Source organism: Synechococcus sp. UW140, assembly GCF_900474295.1.
Lineage (GTDB): Bacteria > Cyanobacteriota > Cyanobacteriia > PCC-6307 > Cyanobiaceae > Synechococcus_C.
Map to the genome: position 1 here is coordinate 54033 of NZ_UCOB01000010.1, position 23866 is coordinate 77898.

Sequence of the window (23866 nt, forward strand, 5' to 3'; positions counted from 1 at the left end):
GCTAGGCACTCATGAATGGATTGGCCGGCATCCGTGCTGAGCAAGCAAGCGCCAAAGCATCCAGCTGATCACGCTCCTCGTCACTGAGCGACCAAGCCAATGCCGCCACTGCATCTTGGGCCTGATGCACACGGCGGAGGCCGGGTAATGGCATCGCACCATGGGCTCGGCACCAATTGAGTGCCACCTGAGCCAGGGATGCCCGATGGGCAACGGCGACAGTGGCCATGGCAGCCCGCAAGGCCTCACTCCCTGGCAACAGCCTGCGGAACAGTCCAGCGCGCAAGCGGGTGCACTCTGGCGGCAGATCCCCAGGACTGACCGTCAACACCCCAAGGGCCAAGGGGCTGTAGGCCAAAAGTTCAATCCCCAGATCAGAACAGGTCTGCTTCAGGCCTCCTGCCTTAATCGCATCAGGTGCCAGCAATGACATCTGAACTTGAACACTGCGCAAAGGGATGCCACGGGCCGCCAGCCGGGCCTGCAACGCCCTCAAACGGCGAGGCCCCAGATTCGACACCCCTAGCTCTGAAACCCGTCCCTGCTGGACAAGATCTGCGAGGCCATCAAGCAAAGCCCCCTCCTGCCATGGGGCATAACGAGCTGTACTCCAGTGCAATTGCACCCTCTGAAGATGACCGTGGAGGCGTGCCTGACTGGCAGCAAAGGCACGGTCAAAACCCCGCCGTCCCAGGCGCCAGGGAAACGGAGCCAACTTGGTCGCCACCGTCAGCCTGGAACGGAGTTCACCGCTGCAATCCTCAAGGATCCGACCCAGGAGAGCTTCGCTGCGACCGTTAAAACGCCCGGTGCCATAGGAATCAGCCGTATCCACCAAGGCCAACCCACCGGCGACGGCTTCCTGAAGCGTGGCCGACAGTTCAGGGTCATCACGATCCGGGTCGTAGCCCCAGAGCAATTGATTCCCCCACGACCAGGTGCCAAAACCGATCCCTGCCACACGATTGCCCCAATGGACGCCATGATCGCTTGACCAGATCCTTCAACGGAAGCCCTGCACCAAGGCAGTCATGGCAGCGAGCGAACACGTAGAACTCAAACCCTCCTCAGCACCAGATGGCACGTCCGCCGATACTGAGGCATCCACACCCTCTGCAGTGCCCGCCTCACCGGTGCTCTGTTCCCACTGCAAAAGAACAGCCGAGAACGGCCTGCGCTGTCTGGGGATGTGTGTGGCCGACAGCGACTACTAAATCAAGAAGGCGCCAGTCGCATGACCGAAACCCTCCACGATGCTGAAACTCTGGGTTCGTTTGTAGGAGGTGCTGTGGCACTGGTGCTCCTGTGGACACCCACCTCAAGCGCGGCTCTCCCTGCGATTGGACGCCTTCAAAGCACCACGTCGCAATGCAGTTATGTCGACACCTCAGGGACAAGCCATCGCTGCAACCAGCTGCAACTAGATCGCAAGACCGACACCGTGATGCGTCTGCGTTTTCTCGGCGAGGCCAACAGCAATGGAGCGACGCACACCCTCACCTTTGTGACGGTGGATGCTGCTCAAAGCATTCCAATGGACTGCGAGCAAGGCCACTGCAGATTGAACGGGAGCAGCTGGACGGGACCAGTGATGGGCGCCGCCGAGGCCCTAACGAATCGGCTGGGGCTTGCCGAAGGACTGCCAAAAGCATGGTCTGCCCGTGGCAGCTGCACGATTAATCAACAACGCATCAGCTGCAAGGCCAGAGCGAGCAACGGCAGCGAACTGATGGCGGAAGCGAGTCTCAAACCCTGAATCGCATCCACCACACCCCACACCACTTCAAGGGCCTCTCCGATCTGCACCAAGGCCGACCTGCAGCCCTGCCCGACTCCAAGGCAACTGCCCTAGGCAAGGGATGGGAGGATCAGGAGGCAGCAGACGGACTCCCTCAATCCCCTCCTGCTCAAGAGACGCCCCAACACTCCCAGCTCGGTGCCGATGAGACGAACAAGCGCCCTCCAGGCTGGAAGCTGCGACTGACGTGAGCTCGCGCAGAACCAATAGGGACGCTCAGGGGCGTTTCAGGAATCGAAAGGCGGCACCCAGATTCGAACTGGGGATAAAGGATTTGCAATCCTCTGCCTTACCACTTGGCCATGCCGCCGCTGGGGAAACAGTGCTCCCACCAGCGGATCGTATCAGCGAGAGCACTGGGTCCCTGCTTGTGCTCTCCAACGGCCATGGTGAAGATCTCATCGCCCTGCGCGTCCTGGAAGCACTGCATCGCCGCTCACCTCGGCTCGTGCTCTCCGTGCTTCCCCTTGTTGGAGAAGGGAAAGCGTTTACCAATGCGTTGCAACAGGGATGGCTGGAGCTGGTCGGGCCTAGTGCTCCACTACCCAGTGGCGGCTTCAGCAATCAGAGCCTTAGGGGCCTGATCGCCGATCTGATGGCCGGCCTGCCTCTGCTCACTTGGCAGCAATGGTGCTGCATCCGTCGCCTGCGCAGCAATGTGGACGCCATGCTGGCGGTGGGCGATCTCCTTCCACTGCTAATGGCCTGGGGCTCTGGCAGACGCTTTGGCTTCATTGGCACACCCAAGAGTGATTACACCTGGAGTAGTGGCCCAGGACGAAGCCTGAGCGACTGCTATCACCGCCTCAAAGGCAGTGAGTGGGACCCCTGGGAGTGGGCTGTGATGGGCAACCGTCGCTGCCAACTCGTCGCCGTGCGCGATCGCCTGACAGCAAGAGGACTCAGACGTCATGGCATCGCAGCCCTCGCACCTGGCAATCCGATGATGGATGAGTTGGCCCTGGGTAGCCCGCCCATGGCCCTCGCACGCTGCCGCCGAATCCTGCTGCTGTGCGGCAGTCGCATGCCGGAAGCGCTCACGAACGCTGAACGTCTCTTGCGCAGCCTTCAGGGATTGCAGAGCAAGGTGCCAGTCTCCCTGCTCATGGCCACGGGCTCTCAGCCGTCCAAAAGCACGCTTGAGCCGCTCCTGGAGCGACTTGGATTCATCGCTTGCCCTCCACCCGCTGATGCCTTGGGAGCCGAGGCCTGCTGGGTGAACGGCGTGCAAATGCTCCTGCTTGGACGCGGCCGCTTCAACCGCTGGGCCGGCTGGGCTGAAGTGGGCCTGGCAACCGCCGGTACCGCCACAGAACAACTTGTAGGGCTAGGCATCCCAGCCCTATCGCTACCAGGGCGAGGCCCACAATTCACCAAGGGATTCGCCCAACGTCAGAGCCGGCTGCTGGGGGGCGCGGTGCGCACTTGTGCCTCTGCCGAAGAACTTCGGCGATGCCTGAAAGCATTGCTCAAGGAGCCGATGCTGCGCGCAGAGCTGGGAGGCATCGGACGGCAGCGCATGGGGCGCTCCGGAGGCAGTGAGGAGATCGCTCGCTTGGTGAACGAAAGGCTGATCACGGATACTGGGCAAACCTCCCGCCTTCGCGATGGCCGGCCTCCAGGACCATGACTATCTAAGACTCTGCGCCGAACTGGCCAGCTGCCTGGGCATCAGCCAATCAGCAGCTCGTCGCCGGGTTGAGATGGCGGCTGCCCAGGAAGGCCTTCGCGACGTTGAGGCCCGCAAACGGATTGCCCGTCAGCTCCTGGAAGTCAGCCGCAGCGAGCAGAAATCAGGCGAAGCCTCATCCTCTCCAAGACTCGATGCTCTACTGGCGGCACAACCAGAGGACGAGAACTTCATGCTCGAGGACTGAAGCGGATTGAAGCCGCTCAGCTTCAGCTTCAATGCTCGAAAACCTGGTTGAAACGCAGACGGTCCAGGTCAGAGATCACCGCAATACAAGGGAAGCAGCGTTGAGCAAGATCCCACCGCCCTTCCCTGCGCAACATGACTTCTAGCTGCTCCCGAGCGGGAAGCAGGAAACGGGCATCGTTAGCCGCATAGGCCAGCTGAGCATCACTGAGCTCATCAACCCGGCCCCAGTCGCTGCTCTGCGCCTGCTTGTCAAGCTCCACACCCACCAACTCCATCACCAGATCCTTGAGGCCATGGCGAGGGGTATAGGTGCGCGCCAAGCGACTGGCCACCTTGGTACAGAAAATCGGATTGACCGCAATCCCAAGCCCACTGGCCAAGGCCGCCACATCAAAGCGCGCGAAATGAAACACCTTCTCAACCGAGGTGGATTCCATCAGCGCCTGAAGACGCGGTGCATCGGTCTGACCCAGGCCGATGCGCACACAGGCCACATGATCGTCGGGGTCGCAAAGCTGCACCAGACACAGGCGATCACGCCCATGAATCAGCCCCATCGCCTCGGTGTCAACCGCAACGGCCCGGGCACGACCGAAACGCTCAGCCCAAGCAGCATCAAGGTCTCCATCAAACACAGCGAACTCACGGGGTGCGGCAGGGGCGTCAGCCATCGGGATCGCGGAAGGAGCACAAGGACGACCCCAGTCTGACCAATCACTCCAACCCTCCCGATCTAGAGAATTTCTGCCTGTTGCTTGAAAATCAGAACGAGACCGGATTAGACAAAATTGAGACCGCTTTGTTTCTGTGCACAGCCGCCGCAATCCAACTCGCGCCTGCCTGGCCGACATCGAAAGCTATTTCCGCCAGCCACCACCGCGCTTTCTCGACCTGGAACTCGCCGTCTGCTGGGTACTTGATTGCCTCCTGGAAAACGACAGCTATCCGTCCGGGCTGCTCCAACGTCTGGAGCATGAGCATCCCCAGCTACGCCTGTCTGAAACCGTGCTCCATCAAGCCCTCGACTTCCTCGAAAGCCAAGGCATGCTTGACCACTACAGCAAGCGCTGTCCAAGCCGAGGCCGCCCCAGGCGCATGCTTCACCTGCACCAGGACGTTCGCGGCCAAGCCGAGCAACTGATGGGGCCCTGGCAGAACTGGCTGCGACAACTGACCCACAGCCACGCACTGACCATGGCGACCTAGAAAGGATGGGCACCCAAGCGCCGTGGCCTGCGGATGCCCTCCTTTCAGACCTCCACTCTGCTGCTAACCGCTTTACTGGCCATCGGGCTGGTGTTCTTCCTGCGGGCAGCGAGCAAAGACCGCACCACCGTGGTGGATGTGGCCTCGCCGCGCCCTCCTCTGGAAGTGCTGGAAGGCCTCAGCAACTGGCTAGTGAAACGGGGTTGGGCTCCTCAAGGCGGCGATGCCGATCGCCAGGTGCTGCGCTTTCAGGGGCGGGTGGCGGCGAGCCCGCCACTGTCTGTGCTGCTTTCTTTCCTGGGCAGCATCGGCGCCGGCAGCCTGGGCTTGGTGATCCGTGAACTCCACCCCTCCCTGGGGTGGTGGCCGCTGCTGCTCGCGCTCCTAGGCCCCCTCGCTGGCGTGATCTATCGCAAACGGGCCGACCGCATCGAAGCAGTTGAGATCCGACTGATGAATGAGGTCGATCAGACCCAGGGCAGCACCATTCGTCTCCGCGCCCATCGCGATGAACTGATCGCACTTGAACTGGAATTAGCCGGTCCGCTCGACCTAGCCAGCGATGGCTCACTGCTGTCGTCTCCGATCTAGTGCCATGCCGATCTCCAGGCAAATCCCAGTCTCACGTCGACGCCTCTCCCTGGCGCTTGCCGCAGGGGGAGTGGTCTTTATCAGCCTGAGCCTTGCGACTGCAGCAGAGGCACCAAGCCCACCAAGCACCGATCCTCTCTTGGGACAAAGGGTCCAACTCAAAGCCCGTTGGGTCGGAGAAGGTGCTGTGACCACCAAGATCCCCATCCTGGTGCTGGCAGGCCACGCCGATTCGCAGAAGATCAATGGCTCCGGGACCTCCGGCGCCGCCGTGGATTTACACGGAGCCCGGCCGATGGATCCACGCATGCGCGATGAACTCTTCTGGAATTTCCAGGTTCGTGATGCCGTCGTTAAGCATGGCCAGACACGAGGCCTCAACATCAGCGCCTATACGCCGCCTGCTCTCACCATCCGCAACGGCGATCACCCAAGCACCAACTGGTCAACAGGGCGCAAACACGCCGCAAAAGGTGGTTACGCCTTTGAGATCCACTTCGATGCCTATGGCCGGTTTGGCTATGGATCTGGCTTGATTCCAGCGATTCACAAGCACCCCAATAGGATCGACGAGAGCCTGGCCGCCAGCTTTGGGCGCTATCCAATCAACTTCCGAGGAGGGCTTGGTGCGCCTCGCCGCGGCATCAGCATTCTCGAGATCGGCAAGCTCGAAGGCAACCTTGAACAACGGCTGAGGTCTCGAAAAACCCGTCAGGCCACCCTGGACGCGATCGCCCGGAGAATCACCGACGCCATCCTCAACGGAATGCCGCCGGTCTCCAGCCCCATCGTCAATTCACAGCCTGATGCGGCTGACACCGTGCCTCCAGAGACGGATCTTCGAACCAGTTCTGAGGACGAGTGAAGAGATCAGTGAGCAGGGCTTCTCTGGACCCCTCTTCAGCCTGATAGCCGTATTCCCATCGCACCAGCGGAGGCAGCGACATCAAGATGGATTCCGTGCGGCCATTGGTCTGCAAACCAAAAATGGTGCCGCGGTCCCAAACGAGATTGAATTCCACGTAACGCCCACGGCGGTAAAGCTGGAACTGCCGCTCACGCTCCCCATAGGAGAGCGGATGGCGTTTCTCCACAATCGGTGTGTACGAAGGCAAGAAGGCCTGGCCACAGGCACGGGCCAAATCATGAAGCTGTTCCCAGTTCATGGGTCTTGACCCAATCTGCTGGGCCATCGCTGCGGCTGGGCCCTCGGGATTCTGGCCCTTGTAAATCCGACCGTTTCCATCCTGGTAGTCGTAAAAAATACCTCCAATTCCACGGGTCTCATTGCGGTGCTTCAGGCAGAAATACTCGTCACACCAGGGCTTGAAGACTGGGTAGAGATCGCCACTGACTGAATCGCAGGCCTGCTTGAGGGTGCGATGGAAGTGACGGGCATCCTCCAGAAACGGATAGAAGGGAGTGAGGTCCGCCCCACCACCAAACCACCACACCGGACCTGCTTCGAAATACCGGTAATTGAGGTGCACCGTTGGCACATAGGGGTTTCGGGGGTGAAGCACCATTGAGGTGCCGGTGGCAAACCAAGGGTGCCCCTTTGCCTCAGGACGCTGTTTGAGGATGGAGGGAGGCAGCTCCTTGCCATGCACCTCCGAGAAGTTGACGCCACCCTGCTCAAACACGCGTCCCTCACGCATCACCCGGGAGCGGCCACCTCCTCCCTCGGGGCGATCCCAGCTCTCCTCCTGAAAACGGCCAACGCCATCCAGACGCTCCAGGCCCGCGCAGATGTCATCCTGCAAACCCATCACCAAGGCCCTGGCCCGTTCTCTGGAGTCAGAGGGAGGAGGCGAAATCTCTGCAACAGCACCAGCGGAGGCTGCACCGGAGGCGCTGGAGAACGAGCCCTTGAGACGCCTCAGCAGTGAACGAACCATGGATGGAATCCTGCAGGTACTGACAGGAACCTTTTCAGCCCGTGCCCCCCTCCGACAAGAGCACGTGAAGGACTGTTATGGGAGCCCACACCTAGGATCCGCCTCAACGAACCGGATCCATGGCGACCGCAGAGCAGGCCAGCGAAGCACTGGCAACCATCCTTGATGCCGGCAGCGGGCGCCCGGCCCTCGAACTCGGCTGGATTGACAAGGTGCGTTTAGACCCTCCTAGGGCCGTGATCCGGCTCAGCCTGCCAGGCTTCGCCCAGGGCCAACGTGAGCGGATTGCCCAGGAGAGTCGCGAACGACTGCTCCAACTCGATGGCATCAATGAAGTCCAGATCGAGGTCGGCAATGCGACGAGCCAACAGCCGAAGCAAACCCCTGGGGGCATCGGCCAGGCCGGCCACGGCCAAGTGGCCGAACGTCAGTCGATACCTGGCGTGAAGCAAGTCATCGCCGTGAGCAGTGGCAAAGGCGGTGTGGGCAAAAGCACGGTGGCCGTGAATCTGGCCTGCGCACTGGCGCAGCAAGGCCTTCGCGTTGGCCTCCTCGATGCCGACATCTACGGCCCCAATGCGCCAACGATGCTCGGGGTCGCAGACCGCACGCCGGAGGTGCAAGGGAGCGGTGGCGAGCAAAGCATGACCCCGATCGACAGCTGCGGCATCGCGATGGTGTCGATGGGCCTGCTGATCGATGCCGACCAACCTGTGATCTGGCGCGGACCCATGCTCAACGGCATCATCCGTCAGTTCCTCTATCAGGTGAGCTGGGGTGAGCGAGATGTGCTTGTGGTGGATCTTCCCCCAGGCACCGGGGATGCCCAGCTTTCCCTCGCCCAAGCCGTCCCCATGGCCGGTGTCGTGATCGTGACCACCCCCCAGCAGGTGGCCCTGCAGGATGCGCGCCGTGGTCTAGCCATGTTCCGCCAAATGTCGATCCCAGTGCTCGGCGTGGTTGAGAACATGAGTGCCTTCATTCCTCCTGACCAGCCGGACAAGCGCTACGCCCTCTTTGGAGAAGGGGGCGGCCAAAGCCTTGCCGATGAATTCGACACACCCCTTCTGGCACAGATCCCTCTGGAAATGCCTGTTCTCTCAGGAGGCGACCAAGGGCGACCGATCGTGATCAGTCAACCCGACTCAGCCAGCGCCGGCAGCATCCGCTCCCTGGCCGGACGGGTTACAGAGCTCATGGGAGCTCCAGCCTGATGGTTTGGGGAGCTTGGCGGCGGCGGCGGCGATCCAGTCTTCACGCCCACGCGGGCTCTCAACTCCGCCGCCGCCAAGAGTTTGAGCTGGTGCTGTGGGGTGTGCCTCTTGCAATGGTGGCAATTTCCAGCCTTTTAATTCTCAGCATCGAGCGTCAAGATGCATTGGAAGGATGGTCTTCATTCTCATTCAGCCTCTTAGGACTGCTTCAATTCATTAATAGCCAGCTGTGGTTATCGCAGCTTGCGACAGCGCTATTTGGCATCGTTGTTGCACTACTTCTCGCGAAATTTAGGCTCGAAAGATTCAAGCCTTTATTGCTCCCTATCTACATCACCACTGTGATCAGCCTGATCGCGGTGAAGGTCATTGGCACCTCTGCACTCGGCGCCCAGCGCTGGATCAGCATCGGGCCGTTCAACATTCAGCCTTCAGAGTTTGCAAAGTTATCCGCCATCCTTCTGCTCGCTGCAGTCCTCGACCGTTTCCCTGTCGAACGCCCCGTCGATTTACTCCGCCCTCTTGGGGTGATTTCGATCCCATGGGCTCTGGTGTTTATCCAGCCCGACCTCGGTACATCACTGGTGTTTGGGGCCATGCTGCTGACGATGCTCTATTGGTCGGGCATGCCCTTTGAGTGGCTGGTGCTGCTGCTCTCGCCGCTGGTCACGGCTCTGGTTTCAGGGCTGATCCCCTGGGCACTAGCCCTCTGGGTCCCTCTGATCGTTCTGATCGCTTACCGGTCGCTGCCCTGGAAGCGAATGGCCAGCGCATTCGTCCTGATCGTGCAGGCCACGGTTGCGGGGATCACACCATGGCTATGGATGCATGGGCTCAAGGATTACCAAAGGGATCGTCTGGTGCTGTTTCTCGACCCAGGCAAAGATCCCCTTGGCGGTGGCTACCACCTCTTGCAAAGCACCGTCGGCATCGGCTCCGGCGGCTTGTTCGGCACGGGTCTGCTGCAGGGGCAGCTCACCAAGCTGCGCTTCATTCCAGAACAGCACACCGATTTCATCTTCAGCGCTCTGGGCGAGGAGGTGGGTTACCTCGGCACGGTCTTGCTGGTGATTGGCTTCGCGCTGCTGATGACACGCCTGGTGCAGGTGGCCAATCGAGCCCGCACAGACTTTGAGTCGCTCATGGTGATTGGAGTCGCCACGATGGTGATGTTTCAGGCAGTCGTGAACATCTTCATGACCATCGGCCTAGGCCCCATCACCGGGATTCCTCTTCCCTTCATGAGCTATGGACGCTTCGCCATGGTCGTGAACTTCATCGCACTCGGCCTTTGTCTATCTGTGGCCAGACGTGGTCGACAGCAACAGCTTCGGTGACGAAACCAATCACGCTGCAGAGCCTGCAGGAGTGCATGGCTGAGGGGCTTGACGCCGGGCGGGTCGACGACCCGACGGCCCGTCGATTGTGGTGGGCCGCGCTGGAAACCATCCAGGCCGAAGTCTTGCTTGCTGATGGAGAGGCTCCTGCAGGCGTGTGGATCGCCGCCCCCCTCCCGGCGCTCTACGACCCGGGACTCCTGGAGACGATGCAGGGCTGGGTCTGGACCCCTGACGAGCTCCACTGGACCACGGGCCAGAAAGGGGCCCTGTTGCCCCCAGAACGTTTTAGCGGCAGCACAGAGGGCAAGACGCAGGCCAAGCCCCCTTATCAACGCCTCTCGCTGCTGGAGAGCGATGGACTCGATCCCCTGCTCATCGTGATTACGGCTGAGCTCCAGGTGGCCTTAGCCCTTCACGGCGAGAGCGATCAACGCCAATTGCTGATGCGTTGCGACCCAGAAACTCTCAGCACCTTGCTAGCGATGCTCGACCAACGACTGCAGGATCAGGCAGCGGAGGAGGCCATGGGTCTGCGCAGGGCAATGAGCGCTCTCGGCCGCCTGCAGAGCAGCGAACTCTTCGCCCAACGATTCTGGCCGGGGCTGGCCGAACGACTGGCTTGCATGGCCCCGAGCCTCACCCTCCAGACCCTTCGGACTGTGGATGACGCCAACGACGAGGACAACAACAAAGAAGACGCCGCAGATGCAGAGCTCTCACTGCTCGAAGCAATCACCCACGAAGTGCGCACCCCGCTGGCAACGATTCGAACCCTGATTCGATCGCTGCTGCGACGAAAGGACCTACCGGCTGTCGCACTCGACCGTCTGCAACAGATCGACAGCGAATGCACGGAGCAGATCGACAGGTTTGGCCTGATCTTCCATGCCGCAGAGATGCAGCGACAGCCACCAGCTCCAGGCGGGCTGGCTCGCACCGACCTGGGCAGGATGATCCAGGAGCTTTCACCGGGTTGGCAACAACAGCTGCAACGACGTGACATCACCCTGGTGCTTGATATCAGCCCCAACCTGCCACCGGTGTTGAGTGATCCCGGTCGCCTCGAACCGATGCTTGGTGGCCTGATCGACCGCAGCAGCCGCAGCCTTCCAGCAGGGGCCCAACTGCAACTCCAACTGCGGCCGGCCGGAGCACGGCTGAAGCTGCACCTCCGTAGCCAGCTCATCGATCGCGGATCGACCAGCCAAGAGGAGGAAAGCACCTCTGAACTCGGCCCGGTGCTGAGCTGGAATCCAAGCACCGGCAGCCTGCAACTGAGCCAGGGAGCGACTCGACGGCTGCTGGCGAGCCTGGGCGGACGACTGATCCAGCAACGTGACCAGGGACTCACGGTGTTCTTTCCCGTGGCCTAACAATGTTGACGGGTGTGAAGCTTGCTGACGGGACGGGGGATCAAGGCCGAATCACGGTGCTACTTTCCAGCCGTAACGGCATGCCGATTTTTCCGAGGACAGCCATGACAGCAACGGCGTTGAACGGTCAGCTCCCCCAGTTCATCGGCAGCACCGGTGGACTTCTGAACGCCGCAGAGACCGAAGAAAAGTACGCGATCACTTGGAGCAGCTCAAACTCTCAGGCGTTTGAGCTGCCTACAGGTGGCGCGGCAATGATGAACGCAGGCGACAACATCATGTATTTCGCCCGCAAGGAACAGTGCCTGGCCCTAGGCACCCAGCTCCGCACCAAGTTCAAGCCCCGGATTGAGGACTACAAGATCTATCGGATCTTCCCCGGTGGTGACACCGAGTTCCTCCATCCCAGCGATGGCGTCTTCCCTGAGAAGGTGAACGAGGGTCGCGAGATTGTGGGTCACAACCCCCGCACCATTGGCAGCAACACGGATCCTGCCAAGCTCAAGTTCAGCGGACGCAACACTTTCGACTCCTGATCTCGTCGAAAACAGGCGGTCGGCTGCCACAATCCCCCCATGCTCAGCCCCGACCGCGCCGCGTTCCTAGAGGCCGCTGCCGCTGGTGCCACGTTTATCCCCGTGGCACACAGCTGGCCGGCAGATCTTGAAACCCCGCTCACCACATGGCTCAAGGTGGGAGAAGGTCGTCCTCCTGGGGTTTTACTTGAATCCGTTGAAGGCGGAGAAACCCTTGGGCGTTACAGCGTTGTGGCCTGTGATCCCCTTTGGACCCTAACGGTTCGAAACGATCACATTGAGCAGGTCTGGCGCGACGGCCACAAGGTGGATCTGAAAGGGAATCCTTTCGATGTGCTGCGCTCTTGCCTCACCCCCTACTGCCCTGGGGAGCTGCCTGGGCTGCCCTCCATTGGCCAGCTGTTTGGCATCTGGAGCTACGAATTGATCCGCTGGATCGAACCTTCGGTCCCCACCCATCCCGTGGCGGACGATGCCCCTCCTGACGGGGTCTGGATGCTGATGGACAGCGTTCTGATCTTTGACCAGGTCAAACGGCTGATTACAGCGGTGGCCTATGGAGATCTCAGCCGCGGCCACAACAGTGCTGCAGGCCCTGAGGCGGCCTGGGATGCTGCGATGGCACGGATCACCACCCTGGAAGAACGGATGGCTGCACCACTCCCGGCAATCCGCCCGCTGCGCTGGCAGCCATCCGAGCAATCCACACCGAACACCACCAGCAATCGCAGTCGCCAAGACTTTGAACACGCCGTGGAGCGCGGCCGAGACCACATCGCCGCCGGCGATGTGTTCCAGTTGGTGCTGAGCCAGCGACTGGAAAGCAGAGTTCCGCAAAAACCCTTGGAGCTTTTTCGCAGTCTGCGCATGGTGAACCCATCGCCCTACATGGCGTTTTTCGACTTCGGAGACTGGCAGCTGATCGGCTCGAGCCCCGAGGTCATGGTGAAGGCTGACCCGGTTGCCAATGGCATCCGCGCCAGCTTGAGGCCGATCGCCGGTACACGCCCTCGCGGGCAGTCCGAACTTGAAGACCGCCATCTCGAAACCGACCTCTTGGCCGATCCCAAGGAACGGGCAGAGCACGTAATGCTGGTCGACCTCGGTCGCAACGACCTTGGACGCGTCTGTCAGCCCGGCTCAGTCGAAGTCAAGGACCTCATGGTGATCGAGCGTTATTCCCACGTGATGCACATCGTCAGCCAGGTGGAGGGCCTTCTCGCCAATGATCACGACGTTTGGGATCTACTGATGGCCTCGTTCCCGGCAGGCACCGTCAGCGGTGCCCCAAAGATCCGAGCCATGCAACTGATCAACGAACTCGAACCCGATGCCCGCGGCCCCTATTCAGGTGTCTACGGATCAGTCGATCTCTCAGGGGCGCTCAACACGGCAATCACGATTCGCACCATGGTGGTTCGCCCCCACCCGGATGGAGGCTGGCGCATTCAGGTGCAGGCAGGCGCCGGCGTTGTCGCCGACTCCAAACCCGAAGCGGAATACCAGGAGACCCTGAACAAAGCAAAGGGCATGCTCACTGCGCTTGCATGCCTGCAGGACCCCTCGGCATGACGGTCCCATTGCTCCTCAAGGGCTTTGAAATCGAGCTTTTCACCGGACGGGCCAATGGCGACAACGTCGGGGTAGCCGTGGAAGCAGCGCGTGAGCTCAATGGTTTCGTCACCGAACCAGACCACCGCAACCTGGAATACATCACAGCCCCTGAAGCGAGCTATGGCCCCCTGCTCGAAGCACTGCTGGCTCCGAGACGGCAATTGCGCCAATGGCTAGCAGGCCGAACTCTCACCCTGCTACCAGGCAGCACGTTGAGCCTGGGGGATCCCGATCGCTTCGAACGGTCAGACCCCAGCAACCCCTATCACGCTCTGATCGAGTCCAGCTACGGCACTCGTGTCGTGACCGCCAGCATCCACATCAATCTTGGAATCGCGGACATCACCCCCCTGTTCAGGAGCCTGCGGCTGATCCGCTGCGAAGCAGCGCTATTGCTGGCCCTAAGCGCCAGCTCGCCCTTCCTGGGGGGACAAATCACAGGTGCACACTCGCAACGCTGGTTGCAGTTCCCCCTCACTCCGGCCTCAGTACCCCTGTTTGAAGATCATGCCCATTACGTGAGCTGGATCGAAGACCAACTCAAAGCGGGCGCGATGCACAATGTGCGCCACCTCTGGACCTCAGTGCGCCCGAATGGCCCACAGCGGCCGCATGAGCTCAATCGACTAGAGCTGCGCATCTGCGATCTGATAACCGACCCGGCCCTGCTGCTGGCCGTCACCACCTTGCTCGAACTACGAGTGCTGATGGTCCAACAGGACCCCAATCGCCTCGATCCCTTCCGTGCCAGCAGCCTCAGCCCAGAAGCGCTGCAAGCGCTCTGCGACCAGAACGACGCAGCAGTAGCCCGCACCAGCCTTGATGCCGATCTGCGCCACTGGCGCGATGGACGATCTCTGCCCTGCCGCACCTGGATCGCAGAACTGCGCGCCGATGTCACCCCCCTTGCCGAAACCCTCGGTCTCGCCCAACAGCTTGAGCCGATTGACACCGTGCTCCAGAACGGGAATCAGGCCATGCGCTGGCTGGATGCCGTGCAGAACGGGGCCTCCATTCCGGAAGTGATCCAGATGGGGATCAAGGAAATGGCCCTGCAGGAGCAAACCCACGCTCAGAAAACAGGCGCTTTGGGATGATCATGTCGTCAGCCGATTCTCAGCACGCCTCGATGCTCTCGACCTCCGCCCAGACTCCTGAGAGCGACCGGTCGACGATCGCTGAGACAACAAACAGCGGAGGTCACTTACTGCAGCAGCGTCTGGCCCTGGTCGAAGACCTCTGGGAGACGGTTCTGCGCAGCGAATGTCCGCCCGATCAGGCCGAGCGTCTGCTTCGCATGAAGCAACTCAGCGATCCAGTCGCCAGCGATGGCGAAGCGGTGAGCAGCGATGCCGTGGCCCAGATCATCCGTGAGATGGATCTGGTGGAAGCCATTGCCGCCGCCCGTGCCTTCTCGCTCTATTTCCAGCTGGTGAACATCCTCGAGCAGCGCATCGAGGAAGACAGTTATCTGGAGAGCATGAGCCGCTCGCAGGATCACCCGGAACAGGTCGATCCCTTCGCTCCCCCCCTCGCCAGCCAGACCGAACCAGCCACCTTCCGGGAACTGTTCGAACGGCTGCGCCATCTCAATGTTCCACCAGGTCAGCTGGAGGCACTGCTGCAAGACCTGGACATCCGCCTGGTGTTCACGGCGCACCCCACCGAAATCGTCCGCCACACGGTGCGGCACAAACAACGGCGAGTGGCCACATTGCTGCAGCAACTGCAAGGCACACCCGCAATCGCCTACGGAGAACGGGACAACCTCCGTCAGCAACTAGAAGAAGAAATCCGCCTCTGGTGGCGTACCGACGAGCTGCACCAGTTCAAGCCCACCGTGCTGGATGAAGTCGACTACGCCCTTCACTACTTTCAGCAGGTGCTCTTCGATGCCATGCCGCAACTGAGGCGGCGCATCAGCACGGCCCTTGCGAGCAGCTATCCAGACGTTCGTATCCCCCCTTCGGGCTTCTGCACCTTCGGCTCCTGGGTTGGATCCGACCGTGACGGCAACCCCTCGGTCACACCGGAGATCACCTGGCGAACAGCCTGTTATCAGCGCCAACTGATGCTCGAGCGCTACATCGGCGCCGTACAGGCCCTGCGCGACCAACTGAGCATCTCGATGCAGTGGAGCCAGGTCAGTGCACCTTTACTGGAATCTCTGGAGATGGACCGCCTCCGCTTCCCGGAGGTCTACGAAGAACGGGCAGCCCGGTACCGGCTGGAACCGTACCGGCTCAAGCTCAGCTACATGTTGGAGCGACTTCGTCTCACCCAGCTGCGCAACCAGCAGCTGGCTGAAGCTGGCTGGCAGACCCCACCCGAGGGACTGGTCTCCAAAACCACCGCTGTGAGCAGCGGAGAAGCACTCCACTACGGGTCAGTCGCCGAATTCCGCAGCGATCTGGAACTGATCCGAAACAGCCTGGTCAGCACGGAACTCACCTGCGAACCACTCGACACCCTCCTAACCCAGGTGCACATCTTCGGGTTCTCTCTGGCCAGCCTCGACATTCGCCAGGAAAGCACTCGCCATAGCGATGCCCTTGATGAACTGAGCCGGTACCTCCGCCTGCCCAAGTCCTATGAGGACATGGAAGAAAGCGAAAGGGTGGCCTGGCTGCTGGAAGAGATGCAGACCCGACGGCCTCTGATTCCTCAAGCTGTGGAGTGGTCAGCAAGCACCGCGGAGACCATCGCAGTGTTCCGCATGCTGCACCGTCTCCAACAGGAGTTTGGCAGCCGCATCTGTCGCACCTACGTGATCTCGATGAGTCACACGGTCTCAGACCTTCTAGAGGTGCTACTGCTCGCGAAGGAAGCCGGACTCGTTGATCCGGCCGCCCAACATGCCGACCTCCTGGTGGTGCCCCTGTTTGAAACAGTCGAGGATCTCCAGCGCGCTCCGGAGGTGATGGAACAGCTGTTCAACAACAGCCTGTACCGCCAGCTTTTACCAAGGGTGGGCGAGAACATGCAGCCCCTTCAGGAGCTGATGCTCGGCTACTCCGACAGCAACAAGGATTCTGGATTTCTGTCCAGCAACTGGGAGATTCACCAGGCCCAAATCGCGCTTCAAGATCTCGCGAGCCGTCATGCTGTCGCCCTACGCCTGTTCCACGGACGAGGCGGATCGGTGGGTCGTGGCGGTGGCCCGGCCTATCAAGCGATCCTGGCCCAACCGAGCGGAACCCTTCTCGGCCGCATCAAAATCACCGAACAGGGTGAGGTTCTCGCCTCTAAATACAGCCTGCCGGAACTGGCGCTCTACAACCTTGAGACAGTCACCACAGCAGTGGTGCAGAACAGCCTCGTCACCAACCAGCTGGACGCAACCACCAACTGGAACGAGCTGATGTCAAGGCTGGCAGCACGTTCTCGCAGCCATTATCGAGCTCTGGTGCATGACAACCCCGATCTAGTGGCCTTCTTCCAGCAGGTCACTCCGATCGAAGAGATCAGCAAGCTACAGATCTCGAGCCGACCGGCTCGACGCAAAAGCGGGGCCAAGGATCTCTCCAGCCTTCGAGCGATTCCATGGGTGTTCGGCTGGACGCAGAGCCGCTTCCTTCTGCCCAGCTGGTTCGGAGTTGGCACCGCTCTAGCGGAAGAGGTGAGCTCCGACCCTGAGCAGCTGATCGTGCTGCGACGCCTGCATCAGCGTTGGCCCTTCTTCCGGATGCTGATCTCGAAGGTGGAGATGACACTCTCCAAGGTCGACCTTGAGCTCGCCCGTCACTACGTCACCAGCCTCGGCAGCAGCGACCATCGCGATGCCTTCGAAAAGATCTACAGCACGATCGCAAAGGAGCATGCCCTCACCCATCAACTCGTTCTGGACATCACGGGACATGAAAGGCTCCTGGATGCCGATCCTGGCCTGCAGTTATCAGTGGATCTGCGCAACCGCACAATCGTTCCCCTTGGCTTCCTCCAAGTAGCACTACTGCGTCGCCTACGCGATCAAAACCGCCAGCCCCCCATGCGCGAGTCTGCAGGAGGAGAGTCCGACGGCCGCACCTACAGCCGCAGTGAACTGCTTCGGGGCGCACTACTCACCATCAACGGCATTGCCGCTGGCATGCGAAATACCGGCTAAGTGGCCTTTCTTCCCTTTCGTCAGCAGCCGGCCGAGCCGAAGCTTCCCGAGGGTTTTGAGCTCTTTAGCGACCTGAAGCCTGAGGCAGAGGCGATTAACCGCCTCCTAGCAGCTTGCGAAGAGCCCACTCCTCCCTCAGAGCGCTGGCAGGCAGCCCTGGAACAAAGCCTCTGGCATCTGTGCATTCTGGACGTGAGCACCAGCGAGCTCGTGGGATTCGTGCGCGTCACCAGTGATCGGGCCCTCAATGCCAACCTTTGGAACCTGGCAGCCAGACCTGGTCCGATGCAGGCCCAGTTGCTGGCGGTACTGGTTCACCGGGCTCTCAGCGGCTTACGAAAGCAATTACCAGGTTGCAGCATCTCGATCGCAGCACCGCCAGCAGCCCTTGACGCCCTGAAGAAGCAAGGCTTTGTGCTCGATCCCGGTGGCATCAGAGCCATGGGATTGAGGCTCCGTTAACCGGTGGAGCCTGATCACGAGCATGGCAGGACTCGAACCTGCGACCCTCAGAACCGGAATCTGATGCTCTATCCAACTGAGCTACATGCCCACACCGGCTGAAGCCGCTGCATCGAGTCGATCCGCGAATCGCTCCGATCCAGGTACCTTAGCGACACGTCGCACCAGGACCGATTCGGCTTCTCCAGCTGGAACTGCATGGTTTCCGCAATTACAGCCATCTGCAGCTGGAGATCGATGCACCACGCCTGCTGGTCATCGGCCGCAATGGGCTGGGCAAATCAAATCTGCTCGAATCCGTGGAGCTGCTCGCCAGCCTGCGCTCCCATCGTTCCAGTCAGGATCAGGATCTCATTCACTGGGACGCCTCGGAGGCGCGGCTGCGGGCCCGCACAGCCGACCAGGATGAGCTGGAGCTGCGGCTGAGGCGAAGGGGCGGACGCGAGGCCAAGCGCAATGGCAAGACGCTGGAACGCCAACTCGATCTAATCGGACCTCTCCGCTGTGTGGGTTTCAGCGCCCTGGACCTCCATCTCGTGCGCGGCGAACCCGCCCTGAGACGCCAATGGCTCGATCGGGTGGTGCTGCAGCTCGAACCGGTCTATTCCGACCTGATCAGCCGCTACAACAGGCTGCTGCGCCAACGGGCACAGCTCTGGAGGCAGAGCCGTGGCAAGGCAACGACAGAACGAGACACCCTTCTAGACACCTTCGACGTGCAGATGGCCCTCGTGAGCACCCGCATCCACCGACGCCGTCGCCGGGCCCTGGCCCGACTGGAACCACTTGCCAGCCGCTGGCAAGACCATCTCAGCCAGGGTCGTGAACAACTGACGCTGCGCTATCAACCGGGGAGCGTCCTTGAGGGCGACGAGGAGGAGGGAGCCTGGAGCCTGGCGATCACCGAGCAGCTAAGACAGCAACGCAACGAGGAAGAACGTCTGGGCAGCTGCCGGGTCGGTCCACAGCGCGATGAAATCGGCCTCAACCTGAACGACAGCCCAGCTCGCCGGTTTGGTTCAGCCGGCCAGCAGCGCACCCTTGTGCTCGCCCTCAAACTGGCGGAACTGGAGCTGGTGGGAGAACTGTGGGGGCAGCCGCCGCTTCTTCTGCTTGATGACGTACTTGGCGAACTCGATCGAGAACGCCAGCTCAGCCTGCTGGATGCGGTGGGTGATCGCCATCAGTGCCTTGTGAGCGCCACGCACCTCGAGGCCTTTGAGGGGCGTTGGTGCAGGCAGTCACAGGTGCTCGATGCCAGCGACTTGAATCCTGAAGCAAATGTGAGGTAGGTTCGCAAACTCTTTTGGTGTTGAGCCTGATGAAGCAGACCCTGTCTTGCCTGCATCCCAACCCGGGATGGGGCAGTGGCGAATCCCCTTCAGCCCTCAGTTCCCCAACGCCCAGTGCCACCGAGATGGTGGGCAAACACTGCATTCTCGAGCTTTACGACTGCGACCACGCCAAGCTCGACGACGAAGCCTTCCTCAGGGACACCATCACCACTGCAGCCAAAAGTGCTGGTGCCACCCTGCTCAACCTGATCACCCATCGGTTCGAACCGCAGGGCGTGACGGGGCTAGCCCTTCTGGCTGAATCCCACATCTCCATTCACACATGGCCTGAAAACGGCTATGCCGCTGTTGATGTCTTCACCTGCGGCGACCACACCATGCCGGAGCGTGCCTGCGATGTGCTGTGCTGTGGTCTGGAAGCCCAGCGTTACCAACTCAAGAGCTTCCTGCGGGAAACCCCTGCGGCCGTGGCCCACACCCCTCGGGATCCCCAGATCATCGCCGCTGCAGCCTAAGCCCTCAAACGACGGCCACCATCCCCATGGCCAGAGCCTTCTTGCCAAAGGGATGGTGCGAATCAAAGATGGTTGTAGGACGCCGCTTCTGAAGCATCAAGATTGCTTGTGATCGGATGCTTCTGGAAATGCTTGAGTGCCACGCGAATATCTTCGAGAAGCAAATCAGCCATCTCCCTTGTGAAATCACGCTTAACCAGGATGCGCTGGAAGGCCTGATTGTCGAACGTGCCGGTGAATGGATAGGCAGGCACTTGCCAACCGCGCAAGCGCAGTCGATCCGCCAAGTCGTAAAGGTTGAAACCTGGACTGCAGCCATCGTCAAGAGTCCAGACCACGGTTGGAATTCCTTGATCGGGAGAGCCATCGTGAATGATCTTGAAGAGACCGAATTGGCGTAACTGCTCGGCCACGTACATCGCATTGCTGTGGCTTGCCTGATGCAGCATCCGATAGCCCTCATGGCCAAGGCGGACGAACTCGTGATATTGGGCAATCACCTGACCGGCAGGCCTGGAGAAATTGATCTGGAAGGTCGGCATATCCCCTCCCAGATAGCTCACATGAAACACCAATTCGTCGGGAAGATCCTCGGGCGAGCGCCAGATCACCCAGCCCACGCCAAGGGGGGCCAGCCCGAATTTGTGCCCCGAGGCATTGATCGACTTCACCCGTTCCAACCGGAAATCCCAAGGCGCCAGATCAGGGGCGCAAAAGGGGGCGAGGAATCCGCCGCTAGCTGCATCCACATGGATCGGAATATCGGTGCCGGTGCGCGCCTGATAAGCATCAAGGGCGTCGCTGATCGCAGCAACGTTTTCGTAAAGACCGTGGTAAGTCACCCCAAGGGTGGGGACAACAAAGATCGTGTTGTCGTCAACCGCCTCAAGCACCCGCTCTGGCGTGATGCACATCTCGCCAGGACGCATCTCCAGCTCACGCATCTCGATGTCCCAATAGCGGGCAAACTTTTTCCAGCAGATCTGCACACTGCCGCAGACCATATTGGGCTTGTCGGTCGATAGACCCTGGTCCTGACGCCGTTTGCGCCAGCGCCACTTCGCCGCCATGCCACCGAGCATGGAGGCTTCACTACTGCCAATCGTCGAACAGCCGATTGCCTCCCCGGGTGCATTCCAGAGGTCAGCCATCATCGACACACAGCGCCTTTCCACCTCTGCGGTCTGGGGATATTCATCTTTATCGATCAGATTCTTGTCGACACCCAGAGCCATCAGCTCCATCGCACTGGCGGACTGATAGGTCTGGCAGAAGGTGGCCAAATTCTGTTTGCTATTTCCATCAAGCAGTAACTCCTGCGTGAGGAGCTGCACGGTGGTGTCGTCAGGGCGTCCGCCAACGGGGAAGCGATCCCTAGGCAGCGGCGCCACCATGGCATCCACGAGTGTCTGCTCTTCACTGTCGAGCAGATGATGCCGGGAGCGATGGATGCCCATGAATGCGATGCCTCTATCGGGGAAGGTATCCACGTCCGCGCAAACCGGCCGTCAGCGTCACGGCATCGGAGCACTTACCAATCAGCCGCGGTTGAGCTTGCCACTGATCAAGCCCTCCAGGTCGAGGCTGACTGCTGTGAAACCCAGGGCAAGAAACGTCTCCACCAGCGCCTCCCGCTCGTTGTGCAGCGCCAGGTCTGGGATGCGATTGGCCGGCACCTCGATACGGGCGGAGAGGCCCTGACTGCGAACCCTGACGTCGGAGAAGCCCCGTTCGATCAACCAGGCCTCAGCCTGAGCGACGCGAGTCAACCGCTCAGCGCTGATCACTTCGCCATAAGGGAAGCGTGACGCCAAACAGGGCTGGGCCGGTTTGTCCCACCAGGGGAAGCCCAGCGCCTTCGAAAGCTCCCGCACCTGGGCTTTGCTGATCCCCAGCTCTGCTAACGGTGAACAAACGCCCGCCTCCTGAGCGGCCCGGATCCCTGGCCGATGATCGCTGAGGTCATCGGCATTCACGCCATCGATGACCTGGGCTCCATCGGCGTTTGCAGCAAGAGGCCCCAGGTGATGATGAAGCTCTCGCTTGCAGGCGTAGCAGCGATCAGTGGGGTTGTTGCTGTAATCGGGATCCGCGAGTTCCTGCGTGCGCACTTCCCTGTGCTGGATACCCAGCCAGCCGGCCTGCAGACGAGCCTCCCGAAGGAGATGGGGGGCTAGGGCAGGCGAAACCCCGGTGATCGCTAGGGCATCAGCGCCCAACTGTTCCTGAGCTATCGCCGCCACTAGAGCGCTATCAACGCCACCGGAATAGGCGACACAGACCCGACCCCATCGACGAATCCTGTCCCGAAGGGATTCCAGCTGATGCTGTTCAACCTCCCCAAGGGGCTCGAGCTGAGGGAAGAGACGAGAGGCCAATCGCAACGCCTCCTCAGCCGGGCGCACTTCGGTCACAGCCTCCTCACATGCCTGCGTTGTTCCACGTTAATGCGAATGGAGTGACAACTGAAACGGCCGCATCGCACTCACACTCACTAAGCTCCGGGGACGTCCGGTCGGTTCATGGCAGGGAATCGAAGACCAGCCGTCGGAATCGTCACTGCAGCCGACAGCCGCGAGCGCAGCCACGGTCAGCTGCATATTTACGACGGCGAAGGCAAAGGCAAAAGCCAGGCAGCCCTTGGCGTCGTGCTGCGCACGATCGGCTTGGGAATCTGCGAGCAGCGCCGCACCAGAGTGCTGCTGCTGCGCTTCCTCAAAGGACCAGGCCGCGCCTACGACGAAGATGCAGCGATTGAAGCCCTGCAGCAAGGTTTTCCTCACCTGATCGACCAGGTCCGCACTGGCAGAGGCGAACATTTCGGCCCCGAAGACGTCACCCGCTTCGACCGCCAAGAAGCACAACGGGGATGGGATATCGCCAAGGGAGCAATCGCCAGTGCCCTCTACTCAGTGGTGGTGCTCGATGAGCTCAATCCTGTGCTTGAGCTCGGCCTGCTCGACATCGAGGATGTGCTGCGCAGCCTCAAAGCGAGGCCTGAGGGGATGGAGATCATCGTCACCGGCCGCGCTGCTCCACGCCCCTTGGTGCAAATAGCGGATCTGCATTCAGAGATGCGCGCCCATCGGCGCCCTGACCCTGAGGCCAGCAACGAGCAATTCGATGCCCAGGGGGCGATCGAGATTTACACCGGCGAAGGCAAGGGGAAATCCACCAGTGCTCTCGGCAAAGCACTCCAGGCCATTGGCCGAGGCATCAGCCAAGACAAGAGCCACCGTGTTTTGATCCTGCAGTGGCTCAAGGGGGGCAGCGGATACACCGAAGATGCCGCCATCGCCGCGCTTCGTGAGAGCTACCCCCACCTCGTAGACCATCTCCGCTCCGGACGCGATGCAATCGTCTGGCGTGGCCAGCAAGAGCCAATCGACTATGTGGAAGCTGAACGAGCTTGGGAAATCGCCCGTGCCGCCATCTCGAGCGGGCTTTACAAAACCGTGATCCTTGATGAACTCAACCCAAGCGTGGATCTCGAACTCTTACCAGTTGAGCCAATCATGCAAACCTTGCTACGCAAACCGGCTGAAACCGAGGTGATTATCACGGGTCGATGCAAAAATTCTCCGGCCTACTTCGATCTAGCCAGTGTTCACTCCGAGATGGTGTGCCACAAACACTACGCCGAACAAGGTGTTGATCTCAAGCGTGGGGTGGATTATTGAGGCCTGAGGGAATCCAGACGAATGCGCAGGATCCCGCGAAATCAAAACAATCCAGGCAACACTTCCAAGCGAATCAAGACTAGACCTAACACCAGGGGCTCAAAGATGTCTTCATTGACAAAACCCTTTTCACACCTAGCTAGAACATTATTCTTTCGAGGCGATACTCACCTAACCACGACAGAAAGCAGCGGTCGCAAACGGTCCATAAAGTTATCTTGTGACCAGCCCGCAGAGTGAAGTTGATCACAGGATGAAAACTTCACCAGCGAATTCCTGCTAAAGATCACTAGTCGCGAGCGACCCGATGCCAACTCTTGAGGACTTCCGCCAGTTGCGGGCTGGTGTGCCGCTTGAAAC

General features: G+C 60.6%; 23 protein-coding genes and 2 tRNA genes. 18 read left to right on the forward strand and 7 right to left on the reverse strand.

The features are described 5' to 3' along the window. Window position 1: 1 nt before the first annotated feature. On the reverse strand, window positions 2-961 hold the full coding sequence (locus DXY10_RS04070; RefSeq protein ID WP_115016482.1) for an aldo/keto reductase: 960 nt from the start codon (window positions 959-961) through the stop codon (window positions 2-4). A gap of 70 nt (window positions 962-1031) precedes the next feature. Between DXY10_RS04070 and DXY10_RS04075 the strand changes: the two genes are divergently transcribed. Together DXY10_RS04075 and DXY10_RS04080 are read left to right on the forward strand one after the other, a co-directional pair. Then, complete coding sequence (locus DXY10_RS04075) at window positions 1032-1214, forward strand: hypothetical protein (RefSeq protein ID WP_115016484.1); 183 nt, start codon at window positions 1032-1034, stop codon at window positions 1212-1214. 20 nt (window positions 1215-1234) lie between these two features. Continuing rightward, on the forward strand, window positions 1235-1756 hold the full coding sequence (locus DXY10_RS04080; protein ID WP_115016486.1) for a hypothetical protein: 522 nt from the start codon (window positions 1235-1237) through the stop codon (window positions 1754-1756). A 281-nt stretch (window positions 1757-2037) separates the two neighbouring features. On the opposite strand, the gene DXY10_RS04085 is transcribed toward DXY10_RS04080, so the two are convergent. Further along, window positions 2038-2108, reverse strand: a tRNA-Cys gene (locus tag DXY10_RS04085). A 12-nt stretch (window positions 2109-2120) separates the two neighbouring features. Between DXY10_RS04085 and DXY10_RS04090 the strand changes: the two genes are divergently transcribed. Both DXY10_RS04090 and DXY10_RS04095 read left to right on the forward strand, forming a co-directional pair. Further along, window positions 2121-3428, forward strand: coding sequence for a lipid-A-disaccharide synthase-related protein (locus DXY10_RS04090; protein ID WP_244281921.1), 1308 nt, complete (start codon window positions 2121-2123; stop codon window positions 3426-3428). Then, window positions 3406-3675 carry a hypothetical protein gene (locus DXY10_RS04095; protein ID WP_115016488.1) on the forward strand — a complete coding sequence of 90 codons (270 nt, stop codon included), beginning with the start codon at window positions 3406-3408 and terminating at the stop codon, window positions 3673-3675. The genes DXY10_RS04090 and DXY10_RS04095 overlap by 23 nt, the downstream gene beginning before the upstream one ends. 28 nt (window positions 3676-3703) lie before the next feature. Here the strand turns inward: DXY10_RS04095 and DXY10_RS04100 are convergent, their stop codons facing one another. Further along, window positions 3704-4348 (reverse strand): ribonuclease D, encoded by a 645-nt coding sequence (locus DXY10_RS04100; protein WP_115016490.1) that lies wholly within the window; start codon window positions 4346-4348, stop codon window positions 3704-3706. 136 nt (window positions 4349-4484) lie between these two features. On the opposite strand from DXY10_RS04100, the gene DXY10_RS04105 reads away from it, so the two are divergent. Genes DXY10_RS04105 through DXY10_RS04115 form a run of 3 tightly spaced genes read left to right on the forward strand, consistent with a single transcriptional unit; the run spans window position 4485 to window position 6339 of the window. Next, complete coding sequence (locus tag DXY10_RS04105; protein ID WP_115016492.1) at window positions 4485-4883, forward strand: helix-turn-helix transcriptional regulator; 399 nt, start codon at window positions 4485-4487, stop codon at window positions 4881-4883. Window positions 4884-4916: 33 nt separating this feature from the next. Further along, window positions 4917-5474, forward strand: a complete 558-nt coding sequence (locus tag DXY10_RS04110) for a cofactor assembly of complex C subunit B (RefSeq protein ID WP_115016494.1) — start codon at window positions 4917-4919, stop codon at window positions 5472-5474. A gap of 4 nt (window positions 5475-5478) precedes the next feature. Then, window positions 5479-6339 carry an N-acetylmuramoyl-L-alanine amidase gene (locus DXY10_RS04115; protein WP_170955692.1) on the forward strand — a complete coding sequence of 287 codons (861 nt, stop codon included), beginning with the start codon at window positions 5479-5481 and terminating at the stop codon, window positions 6337-6339. On the opposite strand, the gene hemF is transcribed toward DXY10_RS04115, so the two are convergent. Then, window positions 6266-7372 (reverse strand): oxygen-dependent coproporphyrinogen oxidase, encoded by a 1107-nt coding sequence (gene hemF, locus DXY10_RS04120; protein ID WP_115016496.1) that lies wholly within the window; start codon window positions 7370-7372, stop codon window positions 6266-6268. The genes DXY10_RS04115 and hemF overlap by 74 nt on opposite strands. A 119-nt stretch (window positions 7373-7491) precedes the next feature. On the opposite strand from hemF, the gene DXY10_RS04125 reads away from it, so the two are divergent. From DXY10_RS04125 to DXY10_RS04160, 8 genes are all read left to right on the forward strand, one after another. Continuing rightward, entirely contained in the window at window positions 7492-8586 is a 1095-nt protein-coding gene (locus tag DXY10_RS04125; protein WP_115016498.1) for an Mrp/NBP35 family ATP-binding protein, read from the forward strand. Beyond that, window positions 8586-9923, forward strand: a complete 1338-nt coding sequence (gene rodA / locus DXY10_RS04130; RefSeq protein WP_115016499.1) for a rod shape-determining protein RodA — start codon at window positions 8586-8588, stop codon at window positions 9921-9923. Before DXY10_RS04125 ends, rodA begins: the two co-directional genes overlap by 1 nt. Then, a complete protein-coding gene (locus DXY10_RS04135; protein ID WP_170955693.1) occupies window positions 9920-11299 on the forward strand; it encodes a HAMP domain-containing sensor histidine kinase in 1380 nt (459 codons plus the stop codon). Before rodA ends, DXY10_RS04135 begins: the two co-directional genes overlap by 4 nt. Before the next feature lie 104 nt (window positions 11300-11403). After that, a complete protein-coding gene (locus DXY10_RS04140; RefSeq protein WP_115016530.1) occupies window positions 11404-11835 on the forward strand; it encodes a photosystem I reaction center subunit II PsaD in 432 nt (143 codons plus the stop codon). Between the two features lie 39 nt (window positions 11836-11874). Continuing rightward, the gene (locus DXY10_RS04145; protein ID WP_115016501.1) at window positions 11875-13407 is read left to right on the forward strand and encodes an anthranilate synthase component I family protein; all 1533 of its coding nucleotides are present in this window, start codon (window positions 11875-11877) and stop codon (window positions 13405-13407) included. Next, window positions 13404-14546 carry a glutamate--cysteine ligase gene (gene gshA, locus DXY10_RS04150; protein WP_115016532.1) on the forward strand — a complete coding sequence of 381 codons (1143 nt, stop codon included), beginning with the start codon at window positions 13404-13406 and terminating at the stop codon, window positions 14544-14546. The genes DXY10_RS04145 and gshA overlap by 4 nt, the downstream gene beginning before the upstream one ends. Before the next feature lie 32 nt (window positions 14547-14578). Next, complete coding sequence (gene ppc / locus DXY10_RS04155; RefSeq protein WP_371411114.1) at window positions 14579-17554, forward strand: phosphoenolpyruvate carboxylase; 2976 nt, start codon at window positions 14579-14581, stop codon at window positions 17552-17554. After that, window positions 17555-18016 carry an N-acetyltransferase gene (locus tag DXY10_RS04160; protein WP_115016504.1) on the forward strand — a complete coding sequence of 154 codons (462 nt, stop codon included), beginning with the start codon at window positions 17555-17557 and terminating at the stop codon, window positions 18014-18016. A gap of 17 nt (window positions 18017-18033) precedes the next feature. On the opposite strand, the gene DXY10_RS04165 is transcribed toward DXY10_RS04160, so the two are convergent. Beyond that, window positions 18034-18107 (reverse strand) — tRNA-Arg (locus DXY10_RS04165). A 103-nt stretch (window positions 18108-18210) separates the two neighbouring features. On the opposite strand from DXY10_RS04165, the gene recF reads away from it, so the two are divergent. Together recF and speD are read left to right on the forward strand one after the other, a co-directional pair. Beyond that, on the forward strand, window positions 18211-19308 hold the full coding sequence (gene recF / locus DXY10_RS04170) for a DNA replication/repair protein RecF (RefSeq protein ID WP_244281923.1): 1098 nt from the start codon (window positions 18211-18213) through the stop codon (window positions 19306-19308). 29 nt (window positions 19309-19337) lie between these two features. Next, complete coding sequence (gene speD / locus DXY10_RS04175; RefSeq protein WP_115016534.1) at window positions 19338-19826, forward strand: adenosylmethionine decarboxylase; 489 nt, start codon at window positions 19338-19340, stop codon at window positions 19824-19826. Window positions 19827-19888: 62 nt separating this feature from the next. Here speD and DXY10_RS04180 read toward each other — a convergent pair whose 3' ends face one another. Both DXY10_RS04180 and larE read right to left on the reverse strand, forming a co-directional pair. Further along, complete coding sequence (locus DXY10_RS04180; protein WP_115016509.1) at window positions 19889-21283, reverse strand: glutamate decarboxylase; 1395 nt, start codon at window positions 21281-21283, stop codon at window positions 19889-19891. Between the two features lie 81 nt (window positions 21284-21364). Beyond that, entirely contained in the window at window positions 21365-22240 is an 876-nt protein-coding gene (gene larE, locus DXY10_RS04185; protein ID WP_371411115.1) for an ATP-dependent sacrificial sulfur transferase LarE, read from the reverse strand. 108 nt (window positions 22241-22348) lie between these two features. Here larE and DXY10_RS04190 point away from each other — a divergent pair, with 108 nt between their 5' ends. Beyond that, complete coding sequence (locus DXY10_RS04190) at window positions 22349-23506, forward strand: cob(I)yrinic acid a,c-diamide adenosyltransferase (protein WP_115016511.1); 1158 nt, start codon at window positions 22349-22351, stop codon at window positions 23504-23506. Window positions 23507-23866 lie beyond the last annotated feature (360 nt).